This is a genomic window from Anaerophaga thermohalophila DSM 12881 (assembly GCF_000191885.1).
Lineage (GTDB): Bacteria > Bacteroidota > Bacteroidia > Bacteroidales > Marinilabiliaceae > Anaerophaga > Anaerophaga thermohalophila.
The window spans coordinates 25,538-52,437 of sequence record NZ_AEWI01000026.1; the positions used below are offsets into that span (position 1 = coordinate 25,538).

Annotated in this window: 21 protein-coding genes; 15 read left to right on the plus strand and 6 right to left on the minus strand. The window is 43.4% G+C overall.

Annotated elements, in window-relative coordinates; translation table 11 throughout:
- Positions 1–626 precede the first annotated feature (626 nt).
- From ATH1_RS0109480 to glmS, 9 genes are all read left to right on the plus strand, one after another.
- Positions 627–1,247: an ATP synthase subunit E gene (locus tag ATH1_RS0109480; protein ID WP_010420689.1), complete on the plus strand. Its 621-nt coding sequence runs from the start codon at positions 627–629 to the stop codon at positions 1,245–1,247.
- Between the two features lie 5 nt (positions 1,248–1,252).
- Positions 1,253–2,116, plus strand: a complete 864-nt coding sequence (locus ATH1_RS0109485) for a DUF2764 family protein (RefSeq protein ID WP_010420693.1) — start codon at positions 1,253–1,255, stop codon at positions 2,114–2,116.
- Positions 2,100–3,896, plus strand: coding sequence for a V-type ATP synthase subunit A (locus ATH1_RS0109490; RefSeq protein ID WP_010420696.1), 1,797 nt, complete (start codon positions 2,100–2,102; stop codon positions 3,894–3,896). Before ATH1_RS0109485 ends, ATH1_RS0109490 begins: the two co-directional genes overlap by 17 nt.
- A 184-nt stretch (positions 3,897–4,080) precedes the next feature.
- On the plus strand, positions 4,081–5,400 hold the full coding sequence (locus tag ATH1_RS0109495) for a V-type ATP synthase subunit B (RefSeq protein ID WP_010420700.1): 1,320 nt from the start codon (positions 4,081–4,083) through the stop codon (positions 5,398–5,400).
- Between the two features lie 90 nt (positions 5,401–5,490).
- A complete protein-coding gene (locus tag ATH1_RS0109500; RefSeq protein ID WP_010420701.1) occupies positions 5,491–6,093 on the plus strand; it encodes a V-type ATP synthase subunit D in 603 nt (200 codons plus the stop codon).
- Positions 6,090–7,928, plus strand: a complete 1,839-nt coding sequence (locus ATH1_RS0109505; protein ID WP_010420706.1) for a V-type ATP synthase subunit I — start codon at positions 6,090–6,092, stop codon at positions 7,926–7,928. Before ATH1_RS0109500 ends, ATH1_RS0109505 begins: the two co-directional genes overlap by 4 nt.
- Positions 7,929–7,950: 22 nt before the next feature.
- On the plus strand, positions 7,951–8,403 hold the full coding sequence (locus tag ATH1_RS0109510; RefSeq protein ID WP_010420709.1) for a V-type ATP synthase subunit K: 453 nt from the start codon (positions 7,951–7,953) through the stop codon (positions 8,401–8,403).
- A gap of 217 nt (positions 8,404–8,620) precedes the next feature.
- Positions 8,621–10,606 carry a DUF4954 family protein gene (locus tag ATH1_RS0109515; RefSeq protein ID WP_010420712.1) on the plus strand — a complete coding sequence of 662 codons (1,986 nt, stop codon included), beginning with the start codon at positions 8,621–8,623 and terminating at the stop codon, positions 10,604–10,606.
- A gap of 26 nt (positions 10,607–10,632) precedes the next feature.
- Positions 10,633–12,471, plus strand: a complete 1,839-nt coding sequence (gene glmS / locus ATH1_RS0109520) for a glutamine--fructose-6-phosphate transaminase (isomerizing) (RefSeq protein ID WP_010420714.1) — start codon at positions 10,633–10,635, stop codon at positions 12,469–12,471.
- Between the two features lie 109 nt (positions 12,472–12,580).
- Here the strand turns inward: glmS and rfbB are convergent, their stop codons facing one another.
- Together rfbB and galE are read right to left on the minus strand one after the other, a co-directional pair.
- Entirely contained in the window at positions 12,581–13,636 is a 1,056-nt protein-coding gene (gene rfbB, locus ATH1_RS0109525) for a dTDP-glucose 4,6-dehydratase (protein WP_010420717.1), read from the minus strand.
- Position 13,637: 1 nt separating this feature from the next.
- Complete coding sequence (galE, locus tag ATH1_RS0109530; RefSeq protein ID WP_010420719.1) at positions 13,638–14,666, minus strand: UDP-glucose 4-epimerase GalE; 1,029 nt, start codon at positions 14,664–14,666, stop codon at positions 13,638–13,640.
- Positions 14,667–15,031: 365 nt separating this feature from the next.
- Between galE and ATH1_RS0109535 the strand changes: the two genes are divergently transcribed.
- Positions 15,032–16,258 (plus strand): IS256 family transposase, encoded by a 1,227-nt coding sequence (locus ATH1_RS0109535; RefSeq protein ID WP_010420722.1) that lies wholly within the window; start codon positions 15,032–15,034, stop codon positions 16,256–16,258.
- A gap of 476 nt (positions 16,259–16,734) precedes the next feature.
- Positions 16,735–17,700 carry an HU domain-containing protein gene (locus tag ATH1_RS0109545; RefSeq protein WP_010420728.1) on the plus strand — a complete coding sequence of 322 codons (966 nt, stop codon included), beginning with the start codon at positions 16,735–16,737 and terminating at the stop codon, positions 17,698–17,700.
- 11 nt (positions 17,701–17,711) lie between these two features.
- On the opposite strand, the gene metG is transcribed toward ATH1_RS0109545, so the two are convergent.
- On the minus strand, positions 17,712–19,745 hold the full coding sequence (gene metG / locus ATH1_RS0109550; RefSeq protein ID WP_010420731.1) for a methionine--tRNA ligase: 2,034 nt from the start codon (positions 19,743–19,745) through the stop codon (positions 17,712–17,714).
- A 291-nt stretch (positions 19,746–20,036) separates the two neighbouring features.
- Between metG and ATH1_RS0109555 the strand changes: the two genes are divergently transcribed.
- The 3 genes from ATH1_RS0109555 (at position 20,037) to ATH1_RS0109565 (ending at position 21,770) form a co-directional block, all read left to right on the plus strand.
- The gene (locus ATH1_RS0109555; protein WP_010420733.1) at positions 20,037–20,951 is read left to right on the plus strand and encodes a S66 peptidase family protein; all 915 of its coding nucleotides are present in this window, start codon (positions 20,037–20,039) and stop codon (positions 20,949–20,951) included.
- Between the two features lie 19 nt (positions 20,952–20,970).
- Complete coding sequence (locus ATH1_RS0109560) at positions 20,971–21,342, plus strand: YraN family protein (RefSeq protein ID WP_010420736.1); 372 nt, start codon at positions 20,971–20,973, stop codon at positions 21,340–21,342.
- A gap of 77 nt (positions 21,343–21,419) precedes the next feature.
- Positions 21,420–21,770 (plus strand): MmcQ/YjbR family DNA-binding protein, encoded by a 351-nt coding sequence (locus tag ATH1_RS0109565; protein WP_029164062.1) that lies wholly within the window; start codon positions 21,420–21,422, stop codon positions 21,768–21,770.
- A 37-nt stretch (positions 21,771–21,807) separates the two neighbouring features.
- On the opposite strand, the gene ATH1_RS0109570 is transcribed toward ATH1_RS0109565, so the two are convergent.
- From ATH1_RS0109570 to ATH1_RS0109580, 3 genes are read right to left on the minus strand one after another with little or no spacing between them, the layout of a single operon-like run.
- Positions 21,808–24,186 carry a penicillin-binding protein 1A gene (locus ATH1_RS0109570; protein ID WP_010420741.1) on the minus strand — a complete coding sequence of 793 codons (2,379 nt, stop codon included), beginning with the start codon at positions 24,184–24,186 and terminating at the stop codon, positions 21,808–21,810.
- Between the two features lie 3 nt (positions 24,187–24,189).
- Positions 24,190–25,209: an NAD-dependent epimerase/dehydratase family protein gene (locus ATH1_RS0109575; protein ID WP_010420744.1), complete on the minus strand. Its 1,020-nt coding sequence runs from the start codon at positions 25,207–25,209 to the stop codon at positions 24,190–24,192.
- 19 nt (positions 25,210–25,228) lie between these two features.
- On the minus strand, positions 25,229–25,636 hold the full coding sequence (locus tag ATH1_RS0109580) for an OsmC family protein (protein ID WP_010420748.1): 408 nt from the start codon (positions 25,634–25,636) through the stop codon (positions 25,229–25,231).
- 196 nt (positions 25,637–25,832) lie between these two features.
- Between ATH1_RS0109580 and ATH1_RS0109585 the strand changes: the two genes are divergently transcribed.
- Entirely contained in the window at positions 25,833–26,441 is a 609-nt protein-coding gene (locus ATH1_RS0109585) for a riboflavin synthase (RefSeq protein ID WP_010420751.1), read from the plus strand.
- The last annotated feature ends 459 nt before the right edge of the window (positions 26,442–26,900 follow it).

The following is a 26,900-nucleotide window of genomic DNA, read 5'->3' on the forward strand; positions in this document are numbered from 1 at the left end:
CGGATCGCACCCATTTTTTCGTAATAAACTGAAAAACCGGCCCTTTTCATCCGTATAAAATTTATATATTAAGGTCGGATGGAACTCGCATGATTGAGCTTTATACATGTTCTTTTGTGACAATCTTTGTCATGCTCGTTTCATCTTAAATCTTAAATCTAATAATCTAATAATCTATTACGGCAAACCTTGTCATGCTCGTTTCATCACTGTAAATATTCTTTCTTTATACGGGCAAGCTGTAGTGTTGCATGGGGTTAGAAAAAAAGCTTAAACGCAAAGACGTATGTTGTGTTTATAATTCACACTATTGGCTAATGACTAATGACTAAAAACTAATGACTAAATTACTTATATCTAAAAATCTAATAAGGCAATCATTGCCATGCTCGTTTCAGTGCGCAAAAATGACGCCCCGGCAAAATACTGTTGTTAACATATCTGTATTGTGATAATTTTGTAACGTACTGAAAAATAAAAAAATAATCTTAATCTATCGATTCAAATTCTTAACAATTCGATATGAGGCTTGATGCCTGAATTTTTGTTTGATAATTACAAAATACTTATTTTAGAGCCACAAATTCAGATTCAAAAGTCGTTTCTACCCGATAAAAACTGGAACTATGACAAAAAAACTTGAGGACCTTACCGAAAAAATTTACAACGAAGGGGTCCAGAAAGCCAAGGAAGAGGCCGATAAGATACTAAAAGAAGCCAGAGAAAAGGCTTCGGCAATAGAAAAAGAGGCCCAAAAAAAGGCCGAAGAAATAATTTCCGAAGCCGATAAAAAGGCCGAAGAAACAAAAAAGCATGTTGAAACAGAAATGAAAATGGCCCTGGAACAATCTGTTGCTGCACTCAAACAGGAAATTACCAATCTGGTAACCATGCAGGCCATTGAACCCGCCACCAAAGAGTTGTTTTCCGACAAAAATTATCTTGGAGACCTGATCGTAAAAGCCGTTGATGGCTGGATCAAAAATGACAGCATGGACCTGGAAATTATCCTTCCCGAGTCGGATCGTGAAAAAATGGAAGACCGTTTTAAGAAACAACTGGCTCATCATCTGAACAAAGGTCTTAAACTTACCTTTTCTAAAAATCTGAAGTCCGGGTTTAAGATTGGTCCGGCCGACGGTGGTTATGTGATCAGTTTTACCGATGAAGATTTCAACAATTTCTTTAAGACCTACCTGCGACCAAAATCAACCGAATTACTCTTTGAAAAGAAAGAAAAGAAATAAAATATATGTCGAAAGGTTACTACTGTCTTGTTGCCGGACTTCCCGACCTTGTTCCTGAAGAAAAGAAACTGACTTTCTCTTCGGCCGGCTTTCGGGAAATGATGAAAGACGAGCTGACCCCGGGGGATTTTGCTTTGTTGCGACTTTTTTATCTGCCATTTGACCATGAAAACCTGCTCAACTTGTTCTTCAACGAGAAAAAAGAGTGGGACGACCGTGGCAATTTCAGCAAAGAAGAGCTGGAACCACTTACAGACAAAAAAGTGGATTTAACCGAAGAACTGTCTCAATTACCCCCCTATCTGATCGATTTTGTCTTAACCATACATGGCGACGAGGCTAAAGACACCCGCGTGGAAGCCAGCCGGAAATTGTCTTCCGACTACTACGAATATCTTGAAAGCTCGAAAAATCTTTTTGTCAGGAAACTTGCAAAATATCAGCGCGACACATCCAATATTCTGACCGCACTGAACGGCCGCAAATATGAACTGGATTTTGAAAAGGCCCTGATAGGAAATGATGATGTCACCAATGCTTTGAAAAAAAGTCGTGTCAGAGATTTCGGACTGAAATCTGAAGTGGAGCATATAGAAGACCTTTTACAGATATTTGAGATTGAAAATCTAAAAGACAGGGAACTCAGACTGGACGTACACAAATGGCATTTTGTTGAAGATGCCACCTTCTTTAATTACTTTACCATAGAAAGAGTTCTTGCATTTCTGCAAAAATTATTCATAGCAGAACGCTGGATTAACCTTGATCCGGAGAAGGGACGTGAGATGTTTGAAAAATTATTTAATGAACTGAAGTCGGGTTTCGAATTCCCCGAAGAATATACATTGACCTATGGAAAAAAACGATAAAACAACCGGAACGGTATCAGGAATCATTGCCAACCTTGTGGTGGTAGATATTGATGGTCCGGTAGGACAGAATGAGATTTGCTACATCTTCCACAACGAAGAGCGATTAATGGCAGAGGTCATTAAAGTAACAGGGAGACAGGCCTATGTACAGGTGTTTGAGAGCACACGTGGTTTGAGACCCGGAAGCAAAGTTGAATTTGAAGGTCACATGCTTGAAGTAACACTTGGCCCGGGCATGCTATCCCGCAATTACGACGGACTGCAAAATGACCTCGACAAAATGGATGGTGTCTTCCTGAAACGGGGAGAATATACCGATCCCCTGGACAGGGAAAAGAAGTGGAACTTTAAACCCCTGGCCAAAAAGGGGGATGAAGTCATTGCCGGCGATTGGCTCGGTGAAGTAGAAGAAAACGGCATGCCCCACCGTATTATGGTGCCCTTTAAACTGGAAGGCACCTATAAAATTCAATCAATAGTAAAAGAAGGTGACTACACCGTTGATGACGAAATTGCAGTCATCGAAGACAACAACGGAGATGCCATTTCTGTAAACATGGTACAGAAATGGCCGGTGAAAGTACCCATCAAAGCATACAAAGAAAAACCGCGTCCGTTCAAGCTTCTGGAAACCGGTGTTCGCTGTATAGATACCTTAAACCCGATTACCGAAGGAGGAACAGGATTTATTCCCGGTGCATTTGGTACCGGAAAAACGGTTCTCCAGCATGCCATTTCCAAGCAGGCCGAAGCAGATATTGTTATCATGGCAGCTTGCGGTGAGCGGGCCAATGAAGTCGTGGAGATTTTTAAAGAGTTTCCGGAACTTGAGGATCCGCGAACCGGGAAAAAACTTATTGAGCGAACCACCATCATTGCGAATACTTCCAACATGCCGGTGGCTGCTCGTGAAGCATCGGTTTATACTGCTATGACACTTGGAGAATATTACCGTTCCATGGGACTAAAAGTGCTGATGATGGCCGACTCCACGTCACGCTGGGCCCAAGCACTTCGGGAGATGTCAAACCGTTTGGAGGAACTTCCAGGACCCGACGCTTATCCCATGGACCTCTCATCAATTATTTCTAATTTTTACTCTCGTGCAGGTTTTGTGTATCTCAACAACGGGAAAACCGGTTCCATCACTTTTATCGGTACCGTGTCGCCAGCCGGCGGTAACCTGAAGGAACCCGTTACCGAAAATACCCGTAAAGCAGCCCGTTGTTTCTATGGTCTTTCGCAGGACCGTGCAGACAGTAAACGTTATCCGGCCATCGACCCCATCGATAGTTATTCAAAATATCTGGAGTATCCCGAGCTTCAAAAATCACTCGGTGAAAATCTGGGTGAACACTGGCTCGATAATGTTCTGAAAAGCAAAGACATTCTGCTCAGGGGAAAAGAAGCCAACGAACAGATCAACATCCTTGGGGATGATGGTGTCCCCATCGATTTCCACGAACGCTTCTGGAAAGCCGAACTCATCGACTTTGTAATACTTCAACAGGACGCATTTGACGATATTGACGCTTCTACCCCCCTTGAACGACAAAAATATATGCTCGAAAAAGTACTCGGCATTGTTGATACCGATTTCGAGTTCAAGCATTTTGAAGAGGTAGGCGACTTTTTCAAACGACTTATCAACCAATTCAAGCAGATGAACTATTCGGAATTCCAATCGGATAATTTCAAAGGTTTCGAAAAAGAACTCGATGAGATGCTGAAAGAGCACGCGGTAGAAGAGAAAAAGCAGGAAGAGATAGTTGTATAATTGAGTCATCAGGGGTTAGCCGTGAATTGCATCTCAGCGCTTACGCTTAAATATCCCGGGCGTTGAGACGAGATAGACAAACAACTTATGAAACGAGCATGACAAGGTTTGTCACAAAAGAACATGTATAAAACTCAATCATGCGAGTTCCATTCGACCAATAACTTAAATAAATTACATACGAATGAAAAGTCAGGCATTTCAAAAGGTATATACCAAACTGACCAGTATCACTAAAGCCACTGTATCGCTTAGCGCCAAGAATGTAGGCTACGATGAGATGGCTGTGGTCAACGGGCGGATGGCCCAGGTTGTGAAAATCGAGGGCGACGAGATCGTTCTTCAGGTTTTTTCAGGAACGGAAGGAATTCCAACCAATGCTGAAATAACCTTTCTGGGAAATCCGCCACAAATAAAAGTAAGCGACGAGCTTTCGGGCAGATTTTTCAATGCTTATGGCAACCCCATTGACGGAGGCCCCGAAATAGAAGGTGAAATTCGGGAAATCGGAGGACCGTCGGTGAACCCTGTTCGTCGTGAACAGCCCTCACACCTTATTGCCACCGGTATCGCAGGAATTGACCTGAACAACAGCCTAGTTTCCGGGCAAAAGATACCTTTCTTTGCGGACAGTGATCAGCCCTACAATCAGGTAATGGCCAATGTGGCCCTGAGAGCTAAAGCCGACAAGATCATTCTGGGAGGGATGGGACTTTCAAACGACGATTACCTCTATTTCAGGCAGGTGTTTGAGAACGCCGGAGCACTCGACCGTATAATAAGCTTTGTAAATACAACAGAAGACCCGCCGGTTGAGCGATTGCTGGTTCCGGATATGGCTCTGACTGCTGCCGAATACTTTGCTGTTGACAAAAACGAAAGTGTGTTGGTTCTTCTGACCGACATGACCCTGTTTGCCGATGCACTCAGTATTGTATCAAACAGGATGGACCAGATCCCCTCGAAAGACAGCATGCCGGGTTCGCTCTATTCCGATCTGGCCAAAATCTATGAAAAAGCCGTGCAATTTACATCGGGAGGCTCTATTACCATTCTGGCGGTAACGACACTTTCGGGAGGCGATATTACACACGCCATACCAGATAACACAGGTTACATTACAGAAGGCCAGCTGTTCCTGAGAAGGGATACCGATATCGGAAAAGTCATTGTTGACCCCTTCCGTTCATTGTCACGACTGAAACAGTTGGTTATTGGAAAACAAACACGCGAAGACCATCCACAGGTTATGAATGCGGCCGTTCGTCTTTATGCCGATGCAGCCGGTGCCCGTACCAAACAGGAGAATGGGTTTGACCTTACCGACTATGACCAGAGAACATTGAATTTCGCCAAAGACTACTCGGAAAAACTGTTGGCAATTGATGTCAATGTTGATACGGATACCATGCTCGATATCGCGTGGAAGCTTTTTGCCACCTACTTTTCTAAAGCAGAAGTGGGAATCAGAAAAGACCTGGTGGACAAATACTGGAAAGAGTAAATGCACCGTAACATACAGAAAGTCAGCCATTGATACTCTATTAAGTTAATTACTGAATATGAGATATTAATAACGAAAGAAGGAGAAAACGTGGCAATAAAATTTCAATATAATAAAACATCACAACAGGCCCTTGCCAAACAGCTTCAGGTAAGAGAAAGAGCTTTGCCGACGCTCAAAAACAAAGAATCGGCACTGCGGATGCAAGTGAAAAATGCCAAAGATAAGGCTACCGAATTGGAAGAACAACTGAAAAAAGAAATGGGGCTGTATGATGATATGGTCCGCCTTTGGAATGAATTTGACCCTTCTTTGGCACAGATAGAGGATGTAGAACTCACCACTAAAAAAATTGCAGGTGTGCAGACACCGGTGCTTGAGAAAATTCACTTCGCGGTACGTGATTATAACATGTTCGAAAAACCCGCCTGGTTCCCCGATGGCATTGCCATTCTTGAAAAGTTGGTTAAACTTGCCATCGAAAAGGAAGTATTTGAACGAAAAATGGAGTTACTCGACTTTGCCCGAAAAAAAACAACGCAAAAAGTAAATCTGTACGAAAAAGTTCAAATTCCGGGATTTCAGGACGCAATTCGAAAGATTAAACGTTTCCTTGAAGATGAAGAGAATCTGTCGAAAGCAGCCCAGAAAATCGTCAAAAACAGGCAACAAAACGTGGAGGTGGAGTCATGATTGTACCAATGTTTAAATATTCGTTTCTGGTGTATCACGCCGACTATGAACAATTTCTAGATCACCTCAAGGAAATTGGCGTGGCACATATCGTTGAGCATCAGGATGAACCCACCACTGAAATGCAGGATTTATACCGGAAAATCAGTGATCTTTCCAAAACAATAAAAACATTGGAAAGGCGTAGAAAACAAATCCCGGATCCTGCTGTAGTCGAAAATATAACAGAAAAATCAGGTGAAAAGCTCAACCAACGAATAGCAGAAATTGAGAGCAGTCTCGAACAAATACAACAGCAACTCTCTGCCCTGCAGAAAGAGGAAAAAAATATCGAGCCTTGGGGACAATTTTCTTTGGAAGCCATAAAAAGACTTTCGGAAGCCAATATAAATCTGCGTTTTCTTATTTGTCCCGATTCGAAATACAATCCTGAATGGGAAGAAAAATATCCCATTGAACTCATTTCTGAAACCGACGGCTATAGTTATTTTGTCTTGGTTGATGAGTCAGAGAGCAAAGAGTTGCCCGAAGACATGGAAGAGACAGACGAGATAGCTCTGCCCAAAAAAACCCTTGAAGAAGTCCGTAAAGAAATTTCGGCAACACAAGCACAGGCAGATGAGCTCAATTATGAGTTAGACAAGATTGCCGTACACGGTATTGAATTGCTTGAAGAATATCAGGCAAGATTGGAAGAGCAATTAAGCGATATTAATGTCAGATTTCAAACGGTCACTGAAGTAGAAGGGAAAATACGACTGGTTGAAGCGTGGGTTCCCCAGATGAAGACAGACGAACTGGAAGAATGGGTGGACCAAAAAGAGGTTTATTATTTAAAAGAGCCGGCAAGCGCGGATGAAAAACCACCCATATTATTGCGTAATAACCGCTTTGCCAAATTATTCGAGCCGGTGACTAAACTTTTTTCTTTACCGTCATATACAGAATTAGACCTCACCCCTTTCTTCGCCCCGTTTTTCATGTTATTTTACGGATTCTGCCTGGGAGATGCGGGATACGGCCTGCTTTTGGTTCTGGCCATAGCCATATACAAACCAAAAGCGAAACAAAATATGCGTCCCCTGCTGACCCTGGCACAGCTGCTGGGACTGGCCACTATTCTTTTTGGGGCGATTACAGGCACATTCTTTGGAATAAACCTGATCGAAAATCCACCGAAATTCCTGGCGGATGCGAAAGATATGTTTTTGGACAGCAATCAAATGTTCACACTGGCATTGGTATTTGGTGCTGTTCAAATTCTTTTCGGGATGGTACTGAAAGCCATCAATCAAATCCGTCAACAGGGCTTTGGTTATTCATTATCCACGTGGGGATGGTTCCTACTGATTGTATCATCAGTGGTATTCTACCTTCTGGATACGCAAAACCCGGAAGCCGGTTATTTTTTCGGTCCGATACACACCATATTGGTGGGCGTCTCTGTTCTGGGAATATTTATTTTTAACCATCCCAAAAGAAACATTTTCATTAATGTAGGAGCAGGCTTGTGGGACGCATACAATATGATTACAGGTGTAATAGGCGATTTGTTATCATATATACGCTTGTTTGCCCTCGGCCTGGCAAGTGCCATTCTCGGACAGGTGTTTAATCAGTTCGCGTTCGACCTGGCACCCGATATTCCATTGGTCGGCATATTGGTGACCCTGATTATTCTGCTGATCGGACACGGCATCAACATTTTTATGTCAGGGCTTGGTGCTTTTGTGCACCCGTTACGTCTTACATTTGTGGAATTTTATAAAAATGCAGGATTTATAGGAGGAGGAAAAGAATATAAACCATATCAAAGAGTTCAAGTAAAGAATTAATAACCTTTAAAACAGAAAAAATATGACTCCAATTTTATTGGCCTATATAGGCATTGGTTTGATGATTGCACTGGCTGGTATCGGAAGCGTTTACGGTGTATCTTATGGTGGTAATGCATCATTGGGAGCGATGAAAAAGAATCCCGATGCATTTGGCAACTATCTTGTTTTAAGTGCACTTCCCGGAACACAGGGGCTTTATGGATTTGCTGGTTACTTTGTAATTAACGGAACAGGAGTGCTTTCACCTGAAATTACCGCTATCCAGGGCGTTGCCGTATTAGGTGCCGGTATTGCACTCGGGCTCGTCGGTCTTCTGTCAGGGATCAGACAAGGACAGGTCTGTGCCAACGGCATTGCCGGAATAGCCTCCGGACATGATGTTTTCGGAAGTACCCTGGTATTGGCTGTATTCCCTGAGTTGTACGCCATCCTTGCATTTGCGGCAACGTTTATGATCAGCGGAACTCTTTAGTGAGAAATAACAATTTCAAAAAAAACCTGCTTCTTCTATTCGAGGCAGGTTTTTTTTGAATAAACATTTTTTTCAAGCAACTGTTACAATTTATTACTAACTTCGCCATTAACAAATAGTTATAGATACTATTGTAAGATGTGTGACCAATTAATGTCTGTCTGTAAACCCGGAACTCTTTTTACAAAATGTGTGTCTGTCCTCAAAGCAAGTCATTATGTCAGAATACCGGCCTTTAACCACCCGTGAAATTGAGACACTCGAAAAGCAGGGATGCTTCAGTAATGAATGGAACAACATAGAAGTAAAAGACGGCTTCGACCCTTCATTCGTCAGGCAAACCGCATTCTCGGGAAAAATAAGGCTGGGCTGCTTCCGGCGAAGTTTTCAATTTGCAGGAGGTGTTACCAAACACTCAGGTATTTCGAATGCAACCATTCACAACTCAATCATTGATGACGATGTTTACATCAGTCAGATAAGAAATCAAATTGCCAACTATCATATAGAAAGCAATGTCATCATCGAAAATGTGGATTCCCTCACCACCGAAGGAAAATCCTGCTTTGGTAACGGAGAAAAGGTGGCGGTTTTAAATGAAGCCGGTGGCAGAGAAGTCCCCATTTTTAATGAATTATCCGCCCACACTGCCTATCTTCTTGCCTTCTATCGTCATCGCCCCATGCTTATTGAGATGTTGAACAACATGGTAGACACCTATTGCCAGAATATATGTTCCGAAAAAGGTACTGTAAAAAGCGGGGCACGATTACTCAACTCAAGAACCATCCTGAATGTAAATATAGGAACCGACGCAATCGTTGAAGGCATTTACCGGCTGGTTAACGGCTCCATCAACAGTTCCCGCGAGCATCCATCATACTTCGGACCGGGCGTGATTGCTGAAGATTTTATAGCAACCAGCGGTTCAACAGTGACCGACGCCACCCTGATATCCAAATGTTTTATCGGCCAGGGCTGCACACTGGGAAAGCACTACTCGGCAGAAAACTCGGTCTTTTTTGCCAACTGCCAGGGATTCCATGGTGAAGCCTGCTCTATATTTGCCGGTCCATACACCGTTTCGCACCACAAATCCACGCTTCTGATCGCCGGTTATTACTCATTTCTTAATGCAGGAAGCGGTTCAAATCAAAGCAATCACATGTACAAGCTGGGCCCCGTTCACCAGGGAGTAATAGAACGGGGCAGCAAAACAACCAGCGATTCGTACCTTCTGTGGCCGGCTAAAATCGGGGCCTTTTCCCTGGTTATGGGGCGACATTACCGCAATCCGGACACATCGAATTTCCCTTTTTCGTACCTCATCGAAAACAAAGACGAAAGTTACCTGGCACCAGGCGTCAATCTACGAAGTGTAGGAACCATGCGCGATGCCCGCAAATGGCCAAATCGTGACAAGAGAAAAGACACGCGAAAACTCGATTACATCACATTTAACCTGTTAAGTCCCTTCTCTGTCGAAAAAATGATCAAGGGAAAAGAAACGCTCATCAAATTAAAAGAAACATCCGGCGCCACTTCGGAATATTTCATGTATAACAGTGTAAAAATCGAGGCCAAAGCACTTGAACGCGGCATCTTTTTATACGATATTGGTATCATAAAATTCCTGGGGAACGGTCTGATGAAAAAACTTGAATCAGAAGCGTTTTCATCCATCGAGGAACTACATGAAGTTTTAAAACCAGCATCCGGCGAAGGAACAGGAGAATGGGTTGATATGGCCGGACTTATTGTCCCAAAAGAAAAAGTCCTCGAATTGGTTGAAAAGATTGAGAAAGGAAAAGTGAAGACTTTCACTGAAATGAACGCAATATTCGGGGAGTGGCACCGCAACTATTACACCTGGGCCTGGAACCGGGGCTATTCCATGTTCCAATCGGCCCTGAATATTGATTTGGGCACCATCTCGAAGCAAGAATTGCTCGACTTTATTGAAGATTGGAAAAATGCCGTTGTCAATCTGGACAAAATGATGTTTGAGGATGCACGCAAGGAATTCACACTAAAAGCCCAGACAGGCTTTGGGATGGACGGAGAAGATGAAATTCGGAACGTTGATTTTGAGCAGGTTCGCGGGGCTTTTGAAAAACATCCTGCCGTGTGTGATATTCTTGAACACATCGAACGAAAAAAGACGCTGGCATCAAAAATATCAGAAAAAATAAAATCATTGTAGAATAGTAAAACAAATCGACGAAATTTATGTGTGGCATTGTAGCTTATGTAGGAGAAAGAACTGCTTACCCGATACTGATAAAGGGCCTGAAACGCCTGGAATATCGTGGATACGATTCTGCCGGGATCGCCCTGATGAATAACGAGACGCATTTGTATAAATGCAAAGGAAAAGTAAAAGACCTCGAAAACATTATTAAAGGTCAGGAAATTTCCGGTTCCATAGGGATGGGACACACCCGCTGGGCTACTCACGGGGAACCCAACGATATTAATGCCCATCCGCACAAGTCGGAAAAAGGTAAATTTATTGTTGTACACAACGGTATTATCGAAAACTACGGTCACCTAAAAAAGGAACTGACCAATCGTGGTGTTTCTTTCATTACTGAAACCGACACAGAAGTTTTGGCCAACCTCATCGAAAATATTTACTTAGAGAAAAAAGTCCCTGCCGAACTGGCTGTCAGGTTGGCCCTGACCAAAGTTGTGGGAGCGTACGGACTGGTGATTTATTGCACTGATGAGCCCGGCCGGTTGATAGCCGCCCGAAAAGGAAGCCCGCTGGTTATCGGGATCGGTGAAAACGAGTATTTTATGGCTTCAGATGCCACACCCATTATTGAATACACCGACAAGGTGGTTTTCCTGAATGATGAAGAAGTAGCGATTATCGATCACGACAAGTTCGACCTTAAAAATCTGCATAATGACATCAAAACACCTCAGGTGCAAAAAATTGAGCTGAGCATTGATGAAATAGACAAAGGAGAATACCAGCATTATATGCTCAAGGAGATACACGATCAGCCTTCTTCCATTGAAGATACTTTTCGTGGACGGATTTCGATGGACCACAGTAAGATTTTCCTGGGAGGAATACTGGATGTACTTCCCAAGTTGATCGATGCCCGCCGGATAATCATCATAGCCTGTGGAACTTCATGGCATGCCGGGTTGGTGAGCGAATATCTTTTTGAGGAATATGCAAGAATTCCTGTTGAAGTGGAATATGCTTCCGAATTCCGCTACCGCAAACCCATAATATATCCCGATGATGTGGTTATTGCCGTTTCGCAAAGCGGAGAAACCGCCGATACGCTTGCTGCCATCAGGATGGTCAGGGAACAATCGGATGCTACCATCCTTGGTATTTGCAATGTTGCCGGCTCATCCATTGCCAGGGAAACAGACGCGGGTGTCTATACACATGCAGGCATCGAAATCGGGGTAGCTTCGACCAAAGCCTTTACGGCACAAATTACTGTGCTTACCATGATGGCATTCCTGATAGGACACAGAAAAAAGCTGATCCCCGAATCGGATTATGTAGCCCTGGTACATGCCCTGACGGAAATACCCGGAAAAATGAAAGAAATACTCGACCATGAAGGCTTTATAAAAGATGTGGCCAACCAGTATGTCAATGTCACCAATGCATTGTATATGGGACGGGGAGTATTGTATCCCGTAGCACTTGAGGGTGCCCTCAAACTGAAGGAAATATCCTACATCCATGCCGAGGGGTATCCTGCTGCCGAAATGAAACACGGCCCTATCGCGCTGATCGATGAAAACATGCCGGTTTTTGTGCTGGCAGTTAAAGACGGCTCATACGAAAAGATTGTCAGCAATATCCAGGAGGTAAAAGCACGAAACGGGAAAGTTGTTGCCATTGTAACGGAAGGAGAAAAAACCATCAAAAAGCTGGCCAATCATGTGATAGAAATTCCGGCATGTCATCCGTCTCTGTCGCCGCTTCTGGCAGTAGTGCCTCTGCAGATCATCTCCTACCAGATTGCTGTGATGCGAGGATGTAACGTCGATCAGCCAAGAAACCTGGCTAAATCGGTTACGGTGGAATAATTGGTATCTGTCCGGAAAGTACCATTTGCTGAGCTACGCCTGCAACCGGTGCTTTCAGTACAGACACATATCGGCAACCACTTTTCCAGACTTTACAGACGGGCATTAATTAACGGTTGTCGTACTGGCGGGAATAATATTTTGCGTAATCGCCGGAGATAACGTCATTCATCCACTCTTCATTATCGAGATACCACTTCACGGTTTTTTCGATCCCTTCTTCAAACTGTAAAGAAGGTTTCCATTCCAGCTCGGTCATCAGTTTTGATGAGTCGATGGCATACCGCTTATCGTGTCCGGCACGGTCTTTCACAAAAGTGATCAGTTTTTCCGAATCGCCGGGTTCCCTGTTCAGTGCCTTATCCATTACCTGGCAAATCTTTCGAATCAAATCGATATTGGTCCACTCGTTGTTGCCGCCTATGTTATAGGTTTCCCCGTTTTTCCCCCGGTGAAAAATAAGGTCTATGGCTGCCGCATGGTCTTCCACATAAAGCCAGTCCCGGACATTTTCCCCCTTCCCGTATATGGGGATGCTCTTTTTGTGTTTGATATTATTAATAGCCAGAGGAATCAATTTTTCAGGAAACTGATTTGGTCCGTAATTGTTTGAGCAATTGGAAATTACGAACGGCAGGTTGTAGGTATGATGCCAGGCCCGTACCATGTGATCGCTGCTCGCTTTTGAAGCAGAATACGGACTACGCGGATCATAGGCAGTCTCCTCGGTAAAAAAACCGGTATTTCCTAAAGACCCGTACACTTCATCGGTTGAAATGTGATAAAACCGCTTATCGTCAGGTTTTTCATGCCACACATCACGTGCTGCATTAAGCAGGTTAACGGTTCCGATAACATTGGTCCGGATGAAAGCCAGGGGATCGCTAATAGACCGGTCGACATGCGACTCAGCAGCCAGATGAATAACGCCATCGGGCCGGTATTCACGAAATATCCGGTTAACAGCTTCCATATCGGTAATATCGCCCCTGATAAATTCATAATTGGAGCAGCTTTCAATATCCTTCAGATTTTCAAGATTCCCGGCATAAGTAAGCGCGTCCAGGTTCAGTATTTGATAGTCGGGATATTTATTTACCATAAGGCGGACTACATGTGACCCTATAAAACCCGCACCACCAGTTATTAATATTGTTTTACTCATATTATCTTATGTTTCTGACATGCTTTTCCCATTCCCATGCACTCTTCAGCGTTTCTTCGAGGGTTTTCTCAGCCTTCCATCCCAATTCATTATTCGCATACGAGGTATCGGCCCATATTTTTTCAATGTCGCCGGCCCGTCTTCCAACAACAGAATATTTTAAGTTAACACCTGTAACTTTTATAAACGCCTTCACAAGTTGCATGACCGAGTATCCTTCGCCAGTACCAATATTAAAAAATTCGTAGGACGCTTTCTGTTTGTTGTTAAGCAGTCGGTTGATCGCCACGACATGGGCTTTAGCCAGATCGACCACGTTAATATAATCCCTGATAGCAGTGCCGTCGGGTGTATTGTAATCGTCGCCAAAGATTTTCAGCTCATCCCGCAACCCGGCAGCTGTCTGGGTAATAAAAGGCACTAAATTATTCGGAACGCCCACCGGAAGTTCTCCAATAAGCGCTGACGGATGAGCACCAATGGGATTAAAATACCGCAAAGCAATACAATTAATGCCCTCCGTAGCCCTTGCAAAGTCGCGCATAATATCTTCCGATACCGCTTTTGTATTTCCATAAGGTGATTCAGCAGGCTTTCGCGGCGTATCTTCTGTAACGGGTAATTTTTCCGGCTGACCGTAAACCGTACAGCTGGAACTAAACACCATATCGGGAATCTTATGCTCCCTCATACTGCGGAGAAGATTCATAAGTGATACCAGGTTATTGTGATAATACTCGAGTGGTTTTTCGACCGATTCGCCCACAGCTTTGAAGGCCGCAAAATGAACAATAGCGGCAATCCCCGGATATTTCTCAAAAAAAGCGTTGGTTTTATCCTGGTCAGTAAGATTGAATTTCTCAAAAGCAGGTCGCTTTCCTGTTATTTTTTCGATGGCATCCAGCACTTCAATGCCCGAATTGGACAAGTCGTCAACGATCACTACATTAAACCCTTCGTTCTGAAGTTCAACGACAGTATGGGAACCAATATAGCCGGTTCCGCCGGTAACCAGAATTTGTTTGCTCATAGAAATGATGTTATCAGATTATCGTTTTCGTGAAGTACGTAAAATTAAGAAAAGGAAATTAATTCAAGCAAAATATCAATGGTGCCGGTTAAATTCTTTCACTAAGGCTAAAATTTTTCCACGCAAAAGGCGGAAAATATTAGTACACAAAAATGCGGAAAGACAATATTAAGTATGGTCTAAAAAGCATCTTTGTTGCCAAAATCGTTGTTGTTTTTAAATTTTTAAAACGAGCATAACAAAAATAATAAACAGACACATAATTTGGCACAACTTGTCCAGACTTTAAAGACGTGCCCTAATTAGTCTTTGAGACTGTAAAGTAAACTCTGTCCATAAACAAAAAATTCTTAAAATTGCAGTTTATGACAGACAAGAAAAAAGACACCCCAGAGTACAGAGCCATGCGGGACTTGGCACTGGAACAATTGCGTAGTGGTCAATCCCTTACAAGTGAAGGCGGCGTTTTTGCACCTATTATTAAAGAATTCTTAGAAAGCGCACTTTCTGCAGAGATGGATGATCATTTATCGGAAGAAGAGCGATGCGCCGGCAATAAGCGCAATGGGAAAGGCACAAAAAATTTAAAAACCAATTCTGGCACAATTTGCATAGATACGCCCCAAGACCGGCATAGCAATTTCGAGCCGGAAATAGTAAAGAAGCGACAACGCGTTCTGGCCGATAGTTTGGCACCGAAAATTATAGGGTTATATGGAAAAGGAATGAGTTTAAGGGATATTTCCTCACATATAGCAGAAATGTACGATACAGAGGTATCACCGACTGTATTGAGTGAAATAACCGATAGGGTCATCCCTCAGGTAAAAGAGTGGCAAAATCGGCCCTTAGACGATGTTTATCCCATCGTATGGTTGGATGCCATGCATTACAAAGTAAAAGATGAAGGCCGTGTTGTCAATCGGGCCGTATATAATATCTTAGCCATAAATAAAGAGGGCAAGAAGAGCCTGATCGGCATGTATATATCGGAAAGTGAAGGTGCAAAATTTTGGCTATCGGTATTAACCGACTTAAAAAACCGGGGCGTAAAAGATATACTGATAGCCTGTACAGATAATCTAAAAGGTTTTTCCGAGGCAATATTGAGCGTTTTCCCTGATACAGAAATACAAAAATGTGTCATTCATCAAATACGCAATTCTCTAAAATACGTGGCTTCAAAAGACCAGAAGCCCTTTATGAAAGATTTGAAGAAGGTTTATCGTGCTGTCAATAAATCTGAAGCAGAAACAGAATTGTTAAATTTGGAGGAACAATGGGGCAAAAAGTACCCTATTGTGATACGCTCCTGGAATGACAACTGGGAAGAGCTTTCCAACTATTTCAAATATGATGAGCCCATTAAAAAGCTGATTTATACAACCAATGCGGTTGAGGGCTTCCATCGCCAGGTAAGGAAAGTGACCAAAACAAAAGGGGCTTTCACCAGCGATATGGCCCTGCTGAAATTGATCTATTTGACCACCGAAAATATTGCCCAAAAGTGGACACGCCCTCTGCAGAACTGGGCCTTAACATTACAGCAATTGTGCATTCAATTTGAAGGTCGAATAAATATAAAAGTGTAACATCCAAAACCCTAAAAGCAAAGATAGGTCGTCTTCAGAACCTGTCAAGGGTATATAAACGGCTTCGCAACCTCAGCCGCCCTTGACAGAACCTGAAAACTACCCAAACAAGCTTTTAAGAATTGGATGAAAGAAAAAATATGAGTTATTTTGATTTACTGAAAATGCAACCGGACAGAGTTAAATTTACATTCCCTAGTCTTTGCAAGAAAACACCAACTACTGCGTTATTCTCGTTTTTGAATCAGTTATTTACGAAGAGTAAACTCCTTGGATTCAATAACTTCGAAAGCCTTGTATTTGGCGCTTTCTTATCAAAGACTTAAAAAATCTTAGTTTTCTTGCCGGCCCTAATTAATTACTTCTGCCTTCTGCCTGTCAACCTTCTGCTTATAACGAGCCTTTTTCAACACTTTATCAACACCTGTTTAAAACAAAACGATGCAAAGAGCGTATAAATTGTTTAAATTTGCAATATGGCAAGCATCGAAAAACACATATCGGATTTATTATGCCTGCACGATTGCGTTATTGTGCCAGGACTTGGAGGTTTTGTGGCCAATTATAAACCGGCTGCCCTTATTGAAGAACGAAATCTTTTCCAGCCCCCTAAAAAGGAAATCGGATTCAACAGAAGTTTGTCGCACAACGACGGACTTCTCACCAACCATATCTGTAAACAGGAACATCTATCCTGGAACGAAAGTACCGAACGGATACACAGTTTTGTCGACGGTTTTCAAACGAAGATCAATAATGGGGAAACATTTGTTTTTGAAGGCATCGGAACCTTCAGGAAAGATGCACTGGGAAATCTTCAGTTCACCCCCAATGTACACAATAAGCTTCTTCCTGATGCTTACGGTCTTATCGAATTCCATTTTGAACCGCTTCAATACGTTGCACTCCAACAGAAACGCGAAGAGCCGGTAAGACTGTTATTGCGCAGCCGTTCGCCCCGCTATTGGGCAACTGTTGCGGCAATGATTGCAGGGTTATTCCTGTTTACCCCGGAGCTCAAAATGCCGGAACATCAGCAAATTGACACCGGCAATATTATTTCATCTGTAGCCGAAAAATCTGCAATTGCAACACAGCCTGCAACCTATGCTCCGAAGCAACTTACCAATTCCGATAATAGCGCATCCGATGTTTCCGAAAAGTCTGACATTGCATCCGGACGGACGGACGATCAGGTCAAAACCCCGTTTCACCTGATCGCTGCCAGCTTTAAATATGAAGCACCTGCCCAACAAACTGCCGAACAAATGAAAAAAGAGGGGTTTCCTGACGCACAGATTCTTCTCAGCAGTAACGGACGATTCCGGGTAGCTTTGGAGTCTTTCGAAAAACGGGACAGCGCAGTTGAAAGACTTTTTGCTTTACGGAAAAACGAAAAGTTCGAAAACGTTTGGCTCCTTGATGATTTATCAGGCAAATGATAAAACGCAAATTACCGGATTTGTGACCCGGGCTTTATTTTTGTGCCAGGCGCAACAAAGTCAAGGCGGCCGTCGGCATCCTCAGCCATCAGAATCATTCCCTGCGATTCGATCCCTTTAATTTTGCGTGCGGCAAGATTTACCAGGATGCACACCTGACGTCCGACTAACTGTTCCGGTTCAAAAAATTCGGCAATGCCTGAAACAACCGTTCGCTTATCAATGCCCGTGTCGACTTTTATTTTCAGAAGCTTTTTGGTTTTGGGAACTCTTTCGGCTTCCAGAATGGTGCCCACGCGCATATCCATTTTAGAGAACTCATCAAACGAGACATCGGCTTTTGCCGGCTCGGCTTCTTTGTTCTCTGCTTCATTGCTGGTTTTAGTGCGGGCCAGACGATCCAGCTGTTCCTGAATTTTTTCGTCCTCTATTTTTTCGAAAAGCAACTTAGCCTCATTAATGGCATGGGCGGGCTTCAGGAGTTCTGTCTTACCACAATCGCTCCAGACGGCTTGCTGCATATTCAACATATTACGCATTTTTTGTGCCGTAAACGGGAGGAACGGTTCCATAACAATGGCAAGATTGGCTGTAATCTGAAGTGAAATGTTCATTATTGTTTTCACCCGCTCAGGGTTTGTTTTCTGCAATTTCCATGGCTCGGTATCGGCCAGATACTTATTGCCGAGTCGGGCAAGATTCATGGCTTCACGCAGAGCTTCTCTGAATTTAAACTGATCAAGATTTTTCTCAACGCTGCTAATAATGGCCGGAATTGATTCCAGTGTCTGAACATCAAAAGGTTCAGTTTCTCCCATCAGGGGAACTTTTCCTTCATAATACTTATGAGTCAGCACTACAGCACGATTCACAAAATTGCCCAGTATCGCAACCAGCTCATTGTTATTTCGTGCCTGGAAATCTTTCCAGGTAAAGTCGTTGTCTTTTGTTTCGGGCGCATTTGCCGTCAATACGTACCGCAAAACATCCTGTTTGTCTTCAAAATCCACCAGGTATTCATGAAGCCAGACGGCCCAGTTGCGGGAAGTTGAAATTTTATCTCCTTCAAGGTTCAAAAATTCATTTGCAGGCACGTTATCGGGTAAAATAAATGAACCCTCTGCTTTCAGCATCGTCGGAAATACAATACAATGGAATACAATATTGTCTTTACCGATAAAATGGATGAGACGTGTTTCGGGGTCTTTCCAGTATTTCTCCCACTCCGGCGTCAGTTCCCTGGTTGCCGAGATATAACCAATCGGGGCGTCAAACCAAACATAAAGCACTTTTCCTTCTGCCCCTTCGATCGGGACGGGAACCCCCCAGTCGAGATCACGGCTTACGGCCCGCGGCTGAAGGCCGAGGTCCAACCATGACTTACACTGACCATAAACATTGGGTTTCCACTCCTTGTGCTCTTCGAGAATCCACTTTTCGAGGAAGCTTTGATGCTGATCAAGTGGCAGGTACCAGTGTTTGGTTTTTCTCATTACCGGTGTACTCCCCGATACCATCGATTTGGGATTGATAAGATCGGTGGCATTCAGTGAAGTACCACAGCTCTCACATTGATCTCCATAAGCACCGGTGCTGTTACAATGCGGGCAGGTGCCGGTTATATAACGGTCGGCCAGGAATGTTCCTGCCTCTTCATCATAGTACTGGTCGGTTTCTTTTTCAATGAAAGCACCATTGTCGTACAATTTTTTAAAAAATTCCGAAGCTGTTTTATGGTGTATCTTATTGGTTGTCCGGGAATATATATCGAAACTGATACCGAACTTTTCAAAAGAATCTTTGATAAGCTGATGATATTTATCTACCACATCCTGAGGGGAAACTCCTTCTTTTCTTGCCTTCAAAGTAATAGGGACACCATGCTCGTCCGATCCGCCAATAAGGAGCACATCTTCACCTTTCAATCTGAGGTAACGCACATAAATATCGGCCGGGACATATACACCGGCCAGGTGACCAATATGAACCGGACCGTTGGCATAAGGAAGAGCTGTTGTAACAAGCGTTCTTTTAAAATTATTCATAATATTGTATCTGAACTTTTAACAGGTTTATTTTCGATTACTGCGTGCAGTATAAAAAGCCTTCAAACTGCTGATTTTCACCATTTTTACCCCTGACCCTTAAAGGGGAACTGCTAAAAATCAGCAGTTTGAAAAAGTCCCCTTCAGGGGATTCAGGGGTCAAAAGGCTTTTTATACTGCACCCATAAATGACAACAAAAATAAAACAAAACCGGGCAAATGAGCCAGGTTTTGTTTAACTTCACAAAGATAACCAAAGATGTTAAAATCTTGTACACAAAGCTCTAAGATATGTCAACAACAACACCCCCGTTTATAAAAAAAGGAGCCCTCTTCGGGTTGGTTTCACCGGCCGGCAGAATTGATTCCGATGTGATTTCGAGGGCCGGGGTATTTCTGGAGAGAAATGGTTTCCGAAGCCGCAGAGGAAAATATGTGACCCATGAACATTATCAATTTTCGGGCACTGATGAGGAGCGAATTGATGATCTGCAGGCTATGATTGACGATCCGGAAGTAGAGGTGATATGGTGCTGCCGGGGAGGTTACGGAACGCTCCGCATTATTGATGCACTGGACTTTTCGCGCATGCCTGTTCAACCGAAATGGCTGGTCGGATTCAGCGACATCAGCGTCATTCATGCAACACTTCAAAATAACTACAATACTGTGTCTGTTCACGGACCAATGCCGGTTAATCTCCCTGCAGACAACAATTATGGAGCGGAATGGAACCATCTTCTGGATATACTTCAGGGGCATGATATAGTTTACCGGACACCGGCCAATATACTTAACAAACAAGGGACATCAGCCGGTCAGCTGATTGGAGGGAATTTATCCCTGCTGGCAGCCATGACCGGTACCAGATATGATTTTGACCCGCGCGGGAAAATACTTTTCATTGAGGAAGTCGGAGAACAATTATATCACCTCGACCGAATGATGTACCAACTCCGGCTCAGTGGAAAACTGGAACATCTGAAAGGCCTTATAGTAGGACACCTGACCGATATGAAAGACGGCAAAATTCCTTTCGGAAATTCAGCCCGGGAGATTATCAGAAACATAACGGAACACTATGACTACCCGGTGTTGTTTGATTTTCCGTCCGGACACGAATCGCCTAACGAACCTTTACTTATGGGTGCTCAGGTACATCTTCAGGTGACCGACGAAGGCGGGTTGGTGGTGTATTACATCTAATCATCTAACATCAAAACGTATGGCGCAACATAATGAACTGGGCAAAAAGGGGGAGGACAAAGCTGCATCCTATCTGCTCGACCAGGGATACCGTATTGTGGCACGAAATTATCGCTTCGATCGTAAAGAAATAGACATTATAGCATGGGACGATGACCAACTGGTGATCGTGGAAGTTCGCACACGCGCATCCGAATACCACGAACACCCCAGAGAGAGCATTACTCCTGCCAAAATGAATGCCATTGCTTACGCGGCAGAAGCTTATATTTTAGAAAACGAACTCGACTGCGAAACCCGTTTCGACGTGATTTGCTGGTTGCCACATGATGATGAAGACCAATGGGAAATGGAGCACATTGTAGATGCATTCCGCCCCTTGCCCGGCTAAAAACAGACGTTGACCCAAATTCTTGCAAGCAAGAACTGAGGTTTGATTGTCAAACCCAACGATCAAAATTCATGTTTATGAACATTGAAGAGCTCAGAGATTATTGTCTTTCGCTGCCTGCTACGTCCGAAGACCTGCCATTCGATGAAACTTCGCTGGTCTTCAAGGTTGGTAATAAAATGTTTGTAATGACTGATTTGGAAGGTCCGCTTTGGGTCAACCTTAAATGCGCTCCCGAAAAAGCCATAGAATTGCGAGAGCAATATCCGGCTGTGAAACCCGGTTATCACATGAACAAAAAGCACTGGAACACCATTGAAGTGGACGGCTCGATCCCGGATAATCTCCTGAAACAATGGATCAAAGAGTCGTATGACCTGGTGATTAAGGGAATGACGCGTAAGGAACGGGAACGCTTGTTTATTTAGGTCACCAGACAGGCAGGACATCAGGTAAAATACGCCGTCAGTCTTTCTTTCTGAAAATATCCTTCATCCTGTCAAGAAGAGATTTTCTCTTCTCTTCGGCTGGTTTCTTTTCTACCTCGCCGGTATCAGGCGTTTCCTCACTCACTTTCTTTTGCTTTTTCCCGCCAAACAGTCGTTCAAAGAAATTCAAATCCGGGTCTTCTTCCGAATAATCGGGACAATCTGTCTCTGAAATTAAACTTTCAGGCAGCGGATAAAAACTTCGCCGGCCGATATCGGAATGGAAGGATGCTTTTTCGACTTCCTGCATAAATCGTCCGAATATGGGCAAAGCGGTATGAGCACCTTGTCCAAGAGCCATACTGCGAAAACGAATCGCCGGATTTTCGGCGCCTACCCATGCCCCTGCCACCAAACCGGGACTAAAGCCGATAAACCATCCGTCGGCATTGTTCTGGGTAGTTCCGGTCTTACCGGCCAGTTCGGAACGTATACCGTAAACATCTCTCAGTGAGCGGGCTGTGCCTCTCTCAACAACACCCTGCAACATGTGCACCATGAAACGTGCTGTTCGCTCTCCAAACGCGGCATCACGCAAGCGGGCGGAAGGCGCCTGATAGAGTACTTTCCCGTTCGCATCCTCAATGCGCACAAGGCTTTGAAGTTCCGTTCCGCTTCCGTAATTGGCAAAAGCCGTATAAGCCGCTATCATCTCATAAAGAGAGAGGTTGGCGGTTCCCAGTCCGAGTGAAGGAACATCAGGCAAATCACTTTCAATGCCTGCTTTTCTTGCCAGATCGGCCACATCATGAGCACCTACATCCATTGTTAATTCGGCCGTTACGGTATTAACAGAATGAATAAGTGCACCCTGAAGGGAATAATAGCCTTCATGTTTGCCATCACTGTTGGCTGGCGACCAGTCGTCGTATCGCTTATAGACTCGTCGTTCGTTGCTGATGTAATCGCACGGATCGTATCCCTCCTCAAGTGCTGTAGCATAGACAAAAGGCTTGAAGGTACTTCCCACCTGCCTCTTAGAGAGGACATGATCGTATTGAAAAAACTTAAAATCCGGACCTCCTACCCAGGCCAGAATACGACCGTTGGCAGGATCAACTGCCAGAAACCCTGCCTGAAGTTGCCGAATGGCCCATGCAACGGAATCGACCGGTGACATTTCCACTTTCTTCTCTTCTCCATCCTCCAGGATGAACATTTTTACAGGTTTTTCCATCTCCTGCATGATCTCATTCTCACTGAGGCCACGTTTGCTGAGTGTCTGATAACGATGTGATTTTTTTAATGCAGAAACAAAAATTTCGGGACGTCCTTCCCATGGATTTCGGTTTTTCCAGTGTGCATCGAATTCCCTTTGCAGCCTGACTAAATGACCATTAACTGCCTGGTTGGCAAAGCGCTGAAGTCGCAAGTCGAGAGCAGTATATATTTTAAGTCCGTCCTCATAAATGCTAATGGAATCGCCATACATCTCATCAAGAATTCTTTCGGCCTGAATGCGGATGTGTTCAACAAAATAAGGCGCAGGTCCGTCATTGTGATCCAACACACGATAGTTAAGCTCCAACGGCTTTTCCTGGTAAAGCTTTCCCTTCTCTTCAGTCAGAAACTCCTGTTCAACCATCCTTTTAAGAACGATGTTACGCCGCTGCAAGCTTTCCTCAGGATGGAGACGGGGATTATAACGTGTATTGGCGGCAAGCATTCCCACAAGGGTTGCCGCCTCATGTGGAGCCAGTTGGGATGATGATTTACTGAAAAACCGGTTGGCCGCGACCTCTATACCGAAAATATTTTCTCCAAACGGAACCGTGTTGAGATACAGATTAAGTATTTCTGCTTTGGAGTAGACCTCCTCAAGACGCGCTGCCGTAAACATTTCTCTTGCCTTATTCACCGGAAGAGAAAGGAATTTATAATCGCGTCTGGGATATAGGTTTTTAGCCAGCTGCTGACTAATGGTGCTTCCTCCTCCCTGGCCGCGATCGCCCAGAAGAACAGAGTGCACCAAAACCCTGCCCATACTGATATAATCCAACCCTTTATGTTCAAAGAACCGGCTGTCTTCAGTGGCGATAAGCGCATGAATAACATGTTCCGAAATATTCTGATTTTCGATATGCCGCCTGTTCTCAATAAAATACTTGCCAATCATCTCTCCGTCGGACGAATAGACCTCCGATGCCGTATGATTAATGATATTCTGTAGTTCGTTCGTTGTTGGAATCTTTCCAAACAGCCCGATGTAAACCAACAAGAGGAAAGCTCCTATAAAAGCCACACCCGCGATAAATAATTTAATCAGTGCTTTCAGGAGCCAGTGCCGAAAACGCTGTCTCTTACCTTTACGTGGTTTCTTACTTTTGTATTGCTTATTGTTATTTTTTCGATTCATCAATTAGTCCTTTGAATGGGTCATTCTATACCATTCTACTGTATTTTTAATGGCATCATCAATAGGCCGAAAAGAAAAATTAAACTTACCGGAAAACTTCCCTGCAGAATAAAATGATTTGTTATGGGCAGCTCTGGCAGTATCCTTTGTAATAGCCGGCGCTTTACCTGCAAGGATACATAGAATATGATTCAAACGCCATCCGATTTCAGCCATCCATGGGGTTGCTTTTACAAAAGGTGCTCTTTTACCGAGGGCCCGGGCCACTTTTGAAAAGAAATCCTTAAACGTAAGATTCTCGCTATTGAGGATAAAACGTTCATTCACCACATCACTGTTCAACAAAAGGACAATACTTTCTGCCACATCACGCACATCCACGAAACCTGTCACGCCGTTTGTGTAAAAAGGCATCCCCTTCTGTACGGAGTAAAACAGACGTCCGCTACTGTGCTTCCAGTCTACCGGCCCGATAATAACAGAAGGATTGACAATGATGACCGGCAATCCCTCTTTGGAAGCACGCCAAACCTCCATTTCGGCCCGAAACTTGCTGTGCGAATAAGCCGAACGGTTATCATCCGGCTGCCATTCAACTTTTTCATCCACCTCTTTTCCATCGGGATGTCTTCCCAGGCTGGATATGGAACTGACATATACCAGTTTTTCGACACCTTTGCTGATGCATGCATTTACCAGGTTGGCTGTTCCCGATGCATTTACCTCTAACATTCTGGCAGCTTCTCCCGGATTGAATGAAACCTTTGCCGCGGCATGAACAACATGAGTCACCCCTTCCAACGCATCTTCAATACCGAAATAATCAGCTAAATCCGCATCAATCCATTCCACTTTGTCAAGCAAATCAGAAGCATCGTCTTTACTGTAATAGCGGAACAAGGCTTCAACCTGCCTCAAATTGCTGGTTTTACGTTTTGTAGCCCTTACTTTGTAGCCTTTCAGTGTCAATGACCACAGAACATGCGATCCGACAAGCCCTGTAGCACCGGTTAGTAATATCATATCACACAAAATTAATATTTTACCAATAAAAACGAATGGTCTGTTTCACTTCTGAGGATATGCTCAACGGCACAGGACTGGAACCGGCAACGTTCTCAATTATTTTTTTTTCTTTTTCTGTATAGCCTTTGGCAGGAAAATAAAACGCCACGATCACTTCTTCCACTCTCCCTGGAGAGGCAGACATTATTTTTGTTATTTCCACTTCCGTCCCTTCTATGTTGATTTTATTATCTCCGGCAGTAATCCCCATGATGGTCATTATGCAACTTCCCAACGATGGGGCCGGAAGATCGGTCGGGGAAAACGACTCTCCCTTTCCCCGGTTATCGGTAGGTGCATCGGTAATAATTTTTGTCCCCGAACGGAGGTGGGTGCTTTCCACACGCAAATTCCCCAGATAACGGCTTTTTATTGTGACTGACATAAAGATTTATTTTAACGATTGGTCATCTACAAAAATTTTTTCTAATTTAGCATATCTATAAATGAGCTGACCCCCAAATTAAGTAAACATGAAATTACAAATTATGTTTCTCTCTCATAGTCGTGTCATGCGCAAAATGCAGCATTAATTTGAGAATAAACAAATAGCCGATAGATAATAACCAAAATATACAGACATGTTTTCAGGAATAATAGAAGAAGCAGCTACCGTTGTTGCAGTCGAAAAAGACAAAGGAAATGTACACATCACCTTAAAATGCTCATTTACAGATGAATTAAAGATCGACCAGAGCATTTCTCACAATGGTGTTTGCCTTACTGTCGTAAAAAAAGAGGGCGATACATATACCGTAACGGCAATCAAAGAAACGCTCGAAAAGTCGAATCTCGGACTACTCAAGCCGGGGGATAAAGTTAACCTGGAACGAAGTATGCTAATGAACGGAAGACTGGACGGACATATTGTGCAGGGTCATGTTGACCAAACCGCACGTTGCACAGAAGTCAAAGAAACCGATGGTAGTTGGTACTTTACTTTTCAGTATGACGTTGACAGGGAAAAAGCAGCACAAGGATATATGACTGTAGAAAAAGGTTCGGTTTGTGTCAACGGTGTCAGCCTTACGGTTGTTAACAGCCGCGACGACAGATTTTCGGTGGCTATAATCCCTTATACCTACGAGAATACTAATTTTCATCAAATCAAGGCGGGAACAGTTGTAAATCTTGAATTTGACATCCTCGGAAAATACATCAGCAGGCTCCTTCATTTCAGGGAAGATTAGTGGTTTAAAATGGCACATGCTTCTGCCTGTCGGATACTTTAAGCAAAATGTGATATTTCGTTAAATATTAAAGCGAATTATTAGCATACGCCAATAAAAATCCGTAAATTAGTTTCTATATGAAACGAGCATGACATAGTTTGCCGTAATAGATTATTAGATTTTTAGATATAAGTAATTTAGTCATTAGTTTTTAATCATTAGTCAGTAGCCAGTAGTGTGAATTATAAACACAACATACGTCTTTGCGTTTAAGCTTTTTTTCTAACCCCATGCAACACTAAAGCTTGCCCGTATAAAGAAAGAATATTTACAGTGATGAAACGAGCATGACAAGGTTTGCCGTAATAGATTATTAGATTTAAGATTTAAGATGAAACGAGCAGGATAAGGTTTGCCACAATAGATTTTTAGATTTAAGATTTAAGATGAAACGAGCATGACAAAGATTGTCACAAA

Bases quoted from the DNA above. Each gene is read 5' to 3' on its own strand.
- ATH1_RS0109480 (WP_010420689.1), top strand. From the start codon at position 627: ATGACAAAAAAACTTGAGGACCTTACCGAAAAAATTTACAACGAAGGG.
- ATH1_RS0109485 (WP_010420693.1), top strand. From the start codon at position 1,253: ATGTCGAAAGGTTACTACTGTCTTGTTGCCGGACTTCCCGACCTTGTT.
- ATH1_RS0109490 (WP_010420696.1), top strand. From the start codon at position 2,100: ATGGAAAAAAACGATAAAACAACCGGAACGGTATCAGGAATCATTGCC.
- ATH1_RS0109495 (WP_010420700.1), top strand. From the start codon at position 4,081: ATGAAAAGTCAGGCATTTCAAAAGGTATATACCAAACTGACCAGTATC.
- ATH1_RS0109505 (WP_010420706.1), top strand. From the start codon at position 6,090: ATGATTGTACCAATGTTTAAATATTCGTTTCTGGTGTATCACGCCGAC.
- ATH1_RS0109510 (WP_010420709.1), top strand. From the start codon at position 7,951: ATGACTCCAATTTTATTGGCCTATATAGGCATTGGTTTGATGATTGCA.
- ATH1_RS0109515 (WP_010420712.1), top strand. From the start codon at position 8,621: ATGTCAGAATACCGGCCTTTAACCACCCGTGAAATTGAGACACTCGAA.
- glmS (WP_010420714.1), top strand. From the start codon at position 10,633: ATGTGTGGCATTGTAGCTTATGTAGGAGAAAGAACTGCTTACCCGATA.
- rfbB (WP_010420717.1), bottom strand. From the start codon at position 13,636: ATGAGTAAAACAATATTAATAACTGGTGGTGCGGGTTTTATAGGGTCA.
- galE (WP_010420719.1), bottom strand. From the start codon at position 14,666: ATGAGCAAACAAATTCTGGTTACCGGCGGAACCGGCTATATTGGTTCC.
- ATH1_RS0109535 (WP_010420722.1), top strand. From the start codon at position 15,032: ATGACAGACAAGAAAAAAGACACCCCAGAGTACAGAGCCATGCGGGAC.
- ATH1_RS0109545 (WP_010420728.1), top strand. From the start codon at position 16,735: ATGGCAAGCATCGAAAAACACATATCGGATTTATTATGCCTGCACGAT.
- metG (WP_010420731.1), bottom strand. From the start codon at position 19,745: ATGAATAATTTTAAAAGAACGCTTGTTACAACAGCTCTTCCTTATGCC.
- ATH1_RS0109555 (WP_010420733.1), top strand. From the start codon at position 20,037: ATGTCAACAACAACACCCCCGTTTATAAAAAAAGGAGCCCTCTTCGGG.
- ATH1_RS0109560 (WP_010420736.1), top strand. From the start codon at position 20,971: ATGGCGCAACATAATGAACTGGGCAAAAAGGGGGAGGACAAAGCTGCA.
- ATH1_RS0109565 (WP_029164062.1), top strand. From the start codon at position 21,420: ATGAACATTGAAGAGCTCAGAGATTATTGTCTTTCGCTGCCTGCTACG.
- ATH1_RS0109570 (WP_010420741.1), bottom strand. From the start codon at position 24,186: ATGAATCGAAAAAATAACAATAAGCAATACAAAAGTAAGAAACCACGT.
- ATH1_RS0109575 (WP_010420744.1), bottom strand. From the start codon at position 25,209: ATGATATTACTAACCGGTGCTACAGGGCTTGTCGGATCGCATGTTCTG.
- ATH1_RS0109580 (WP_010420748.1), bottom strand. From the start codon at position 25,636: ATGTCAGTCACAATAAAAAGCCGTTATCTGGGGAATTTGCGTGTGGAA.
- ATH1_RS0109585 (WP_010420751.1), top strand. From the start codon at position 25,833: ATGTTTTCAGGAATAATAGAAGAAGCAGCTACCGTTGTTGCAGTCGAA.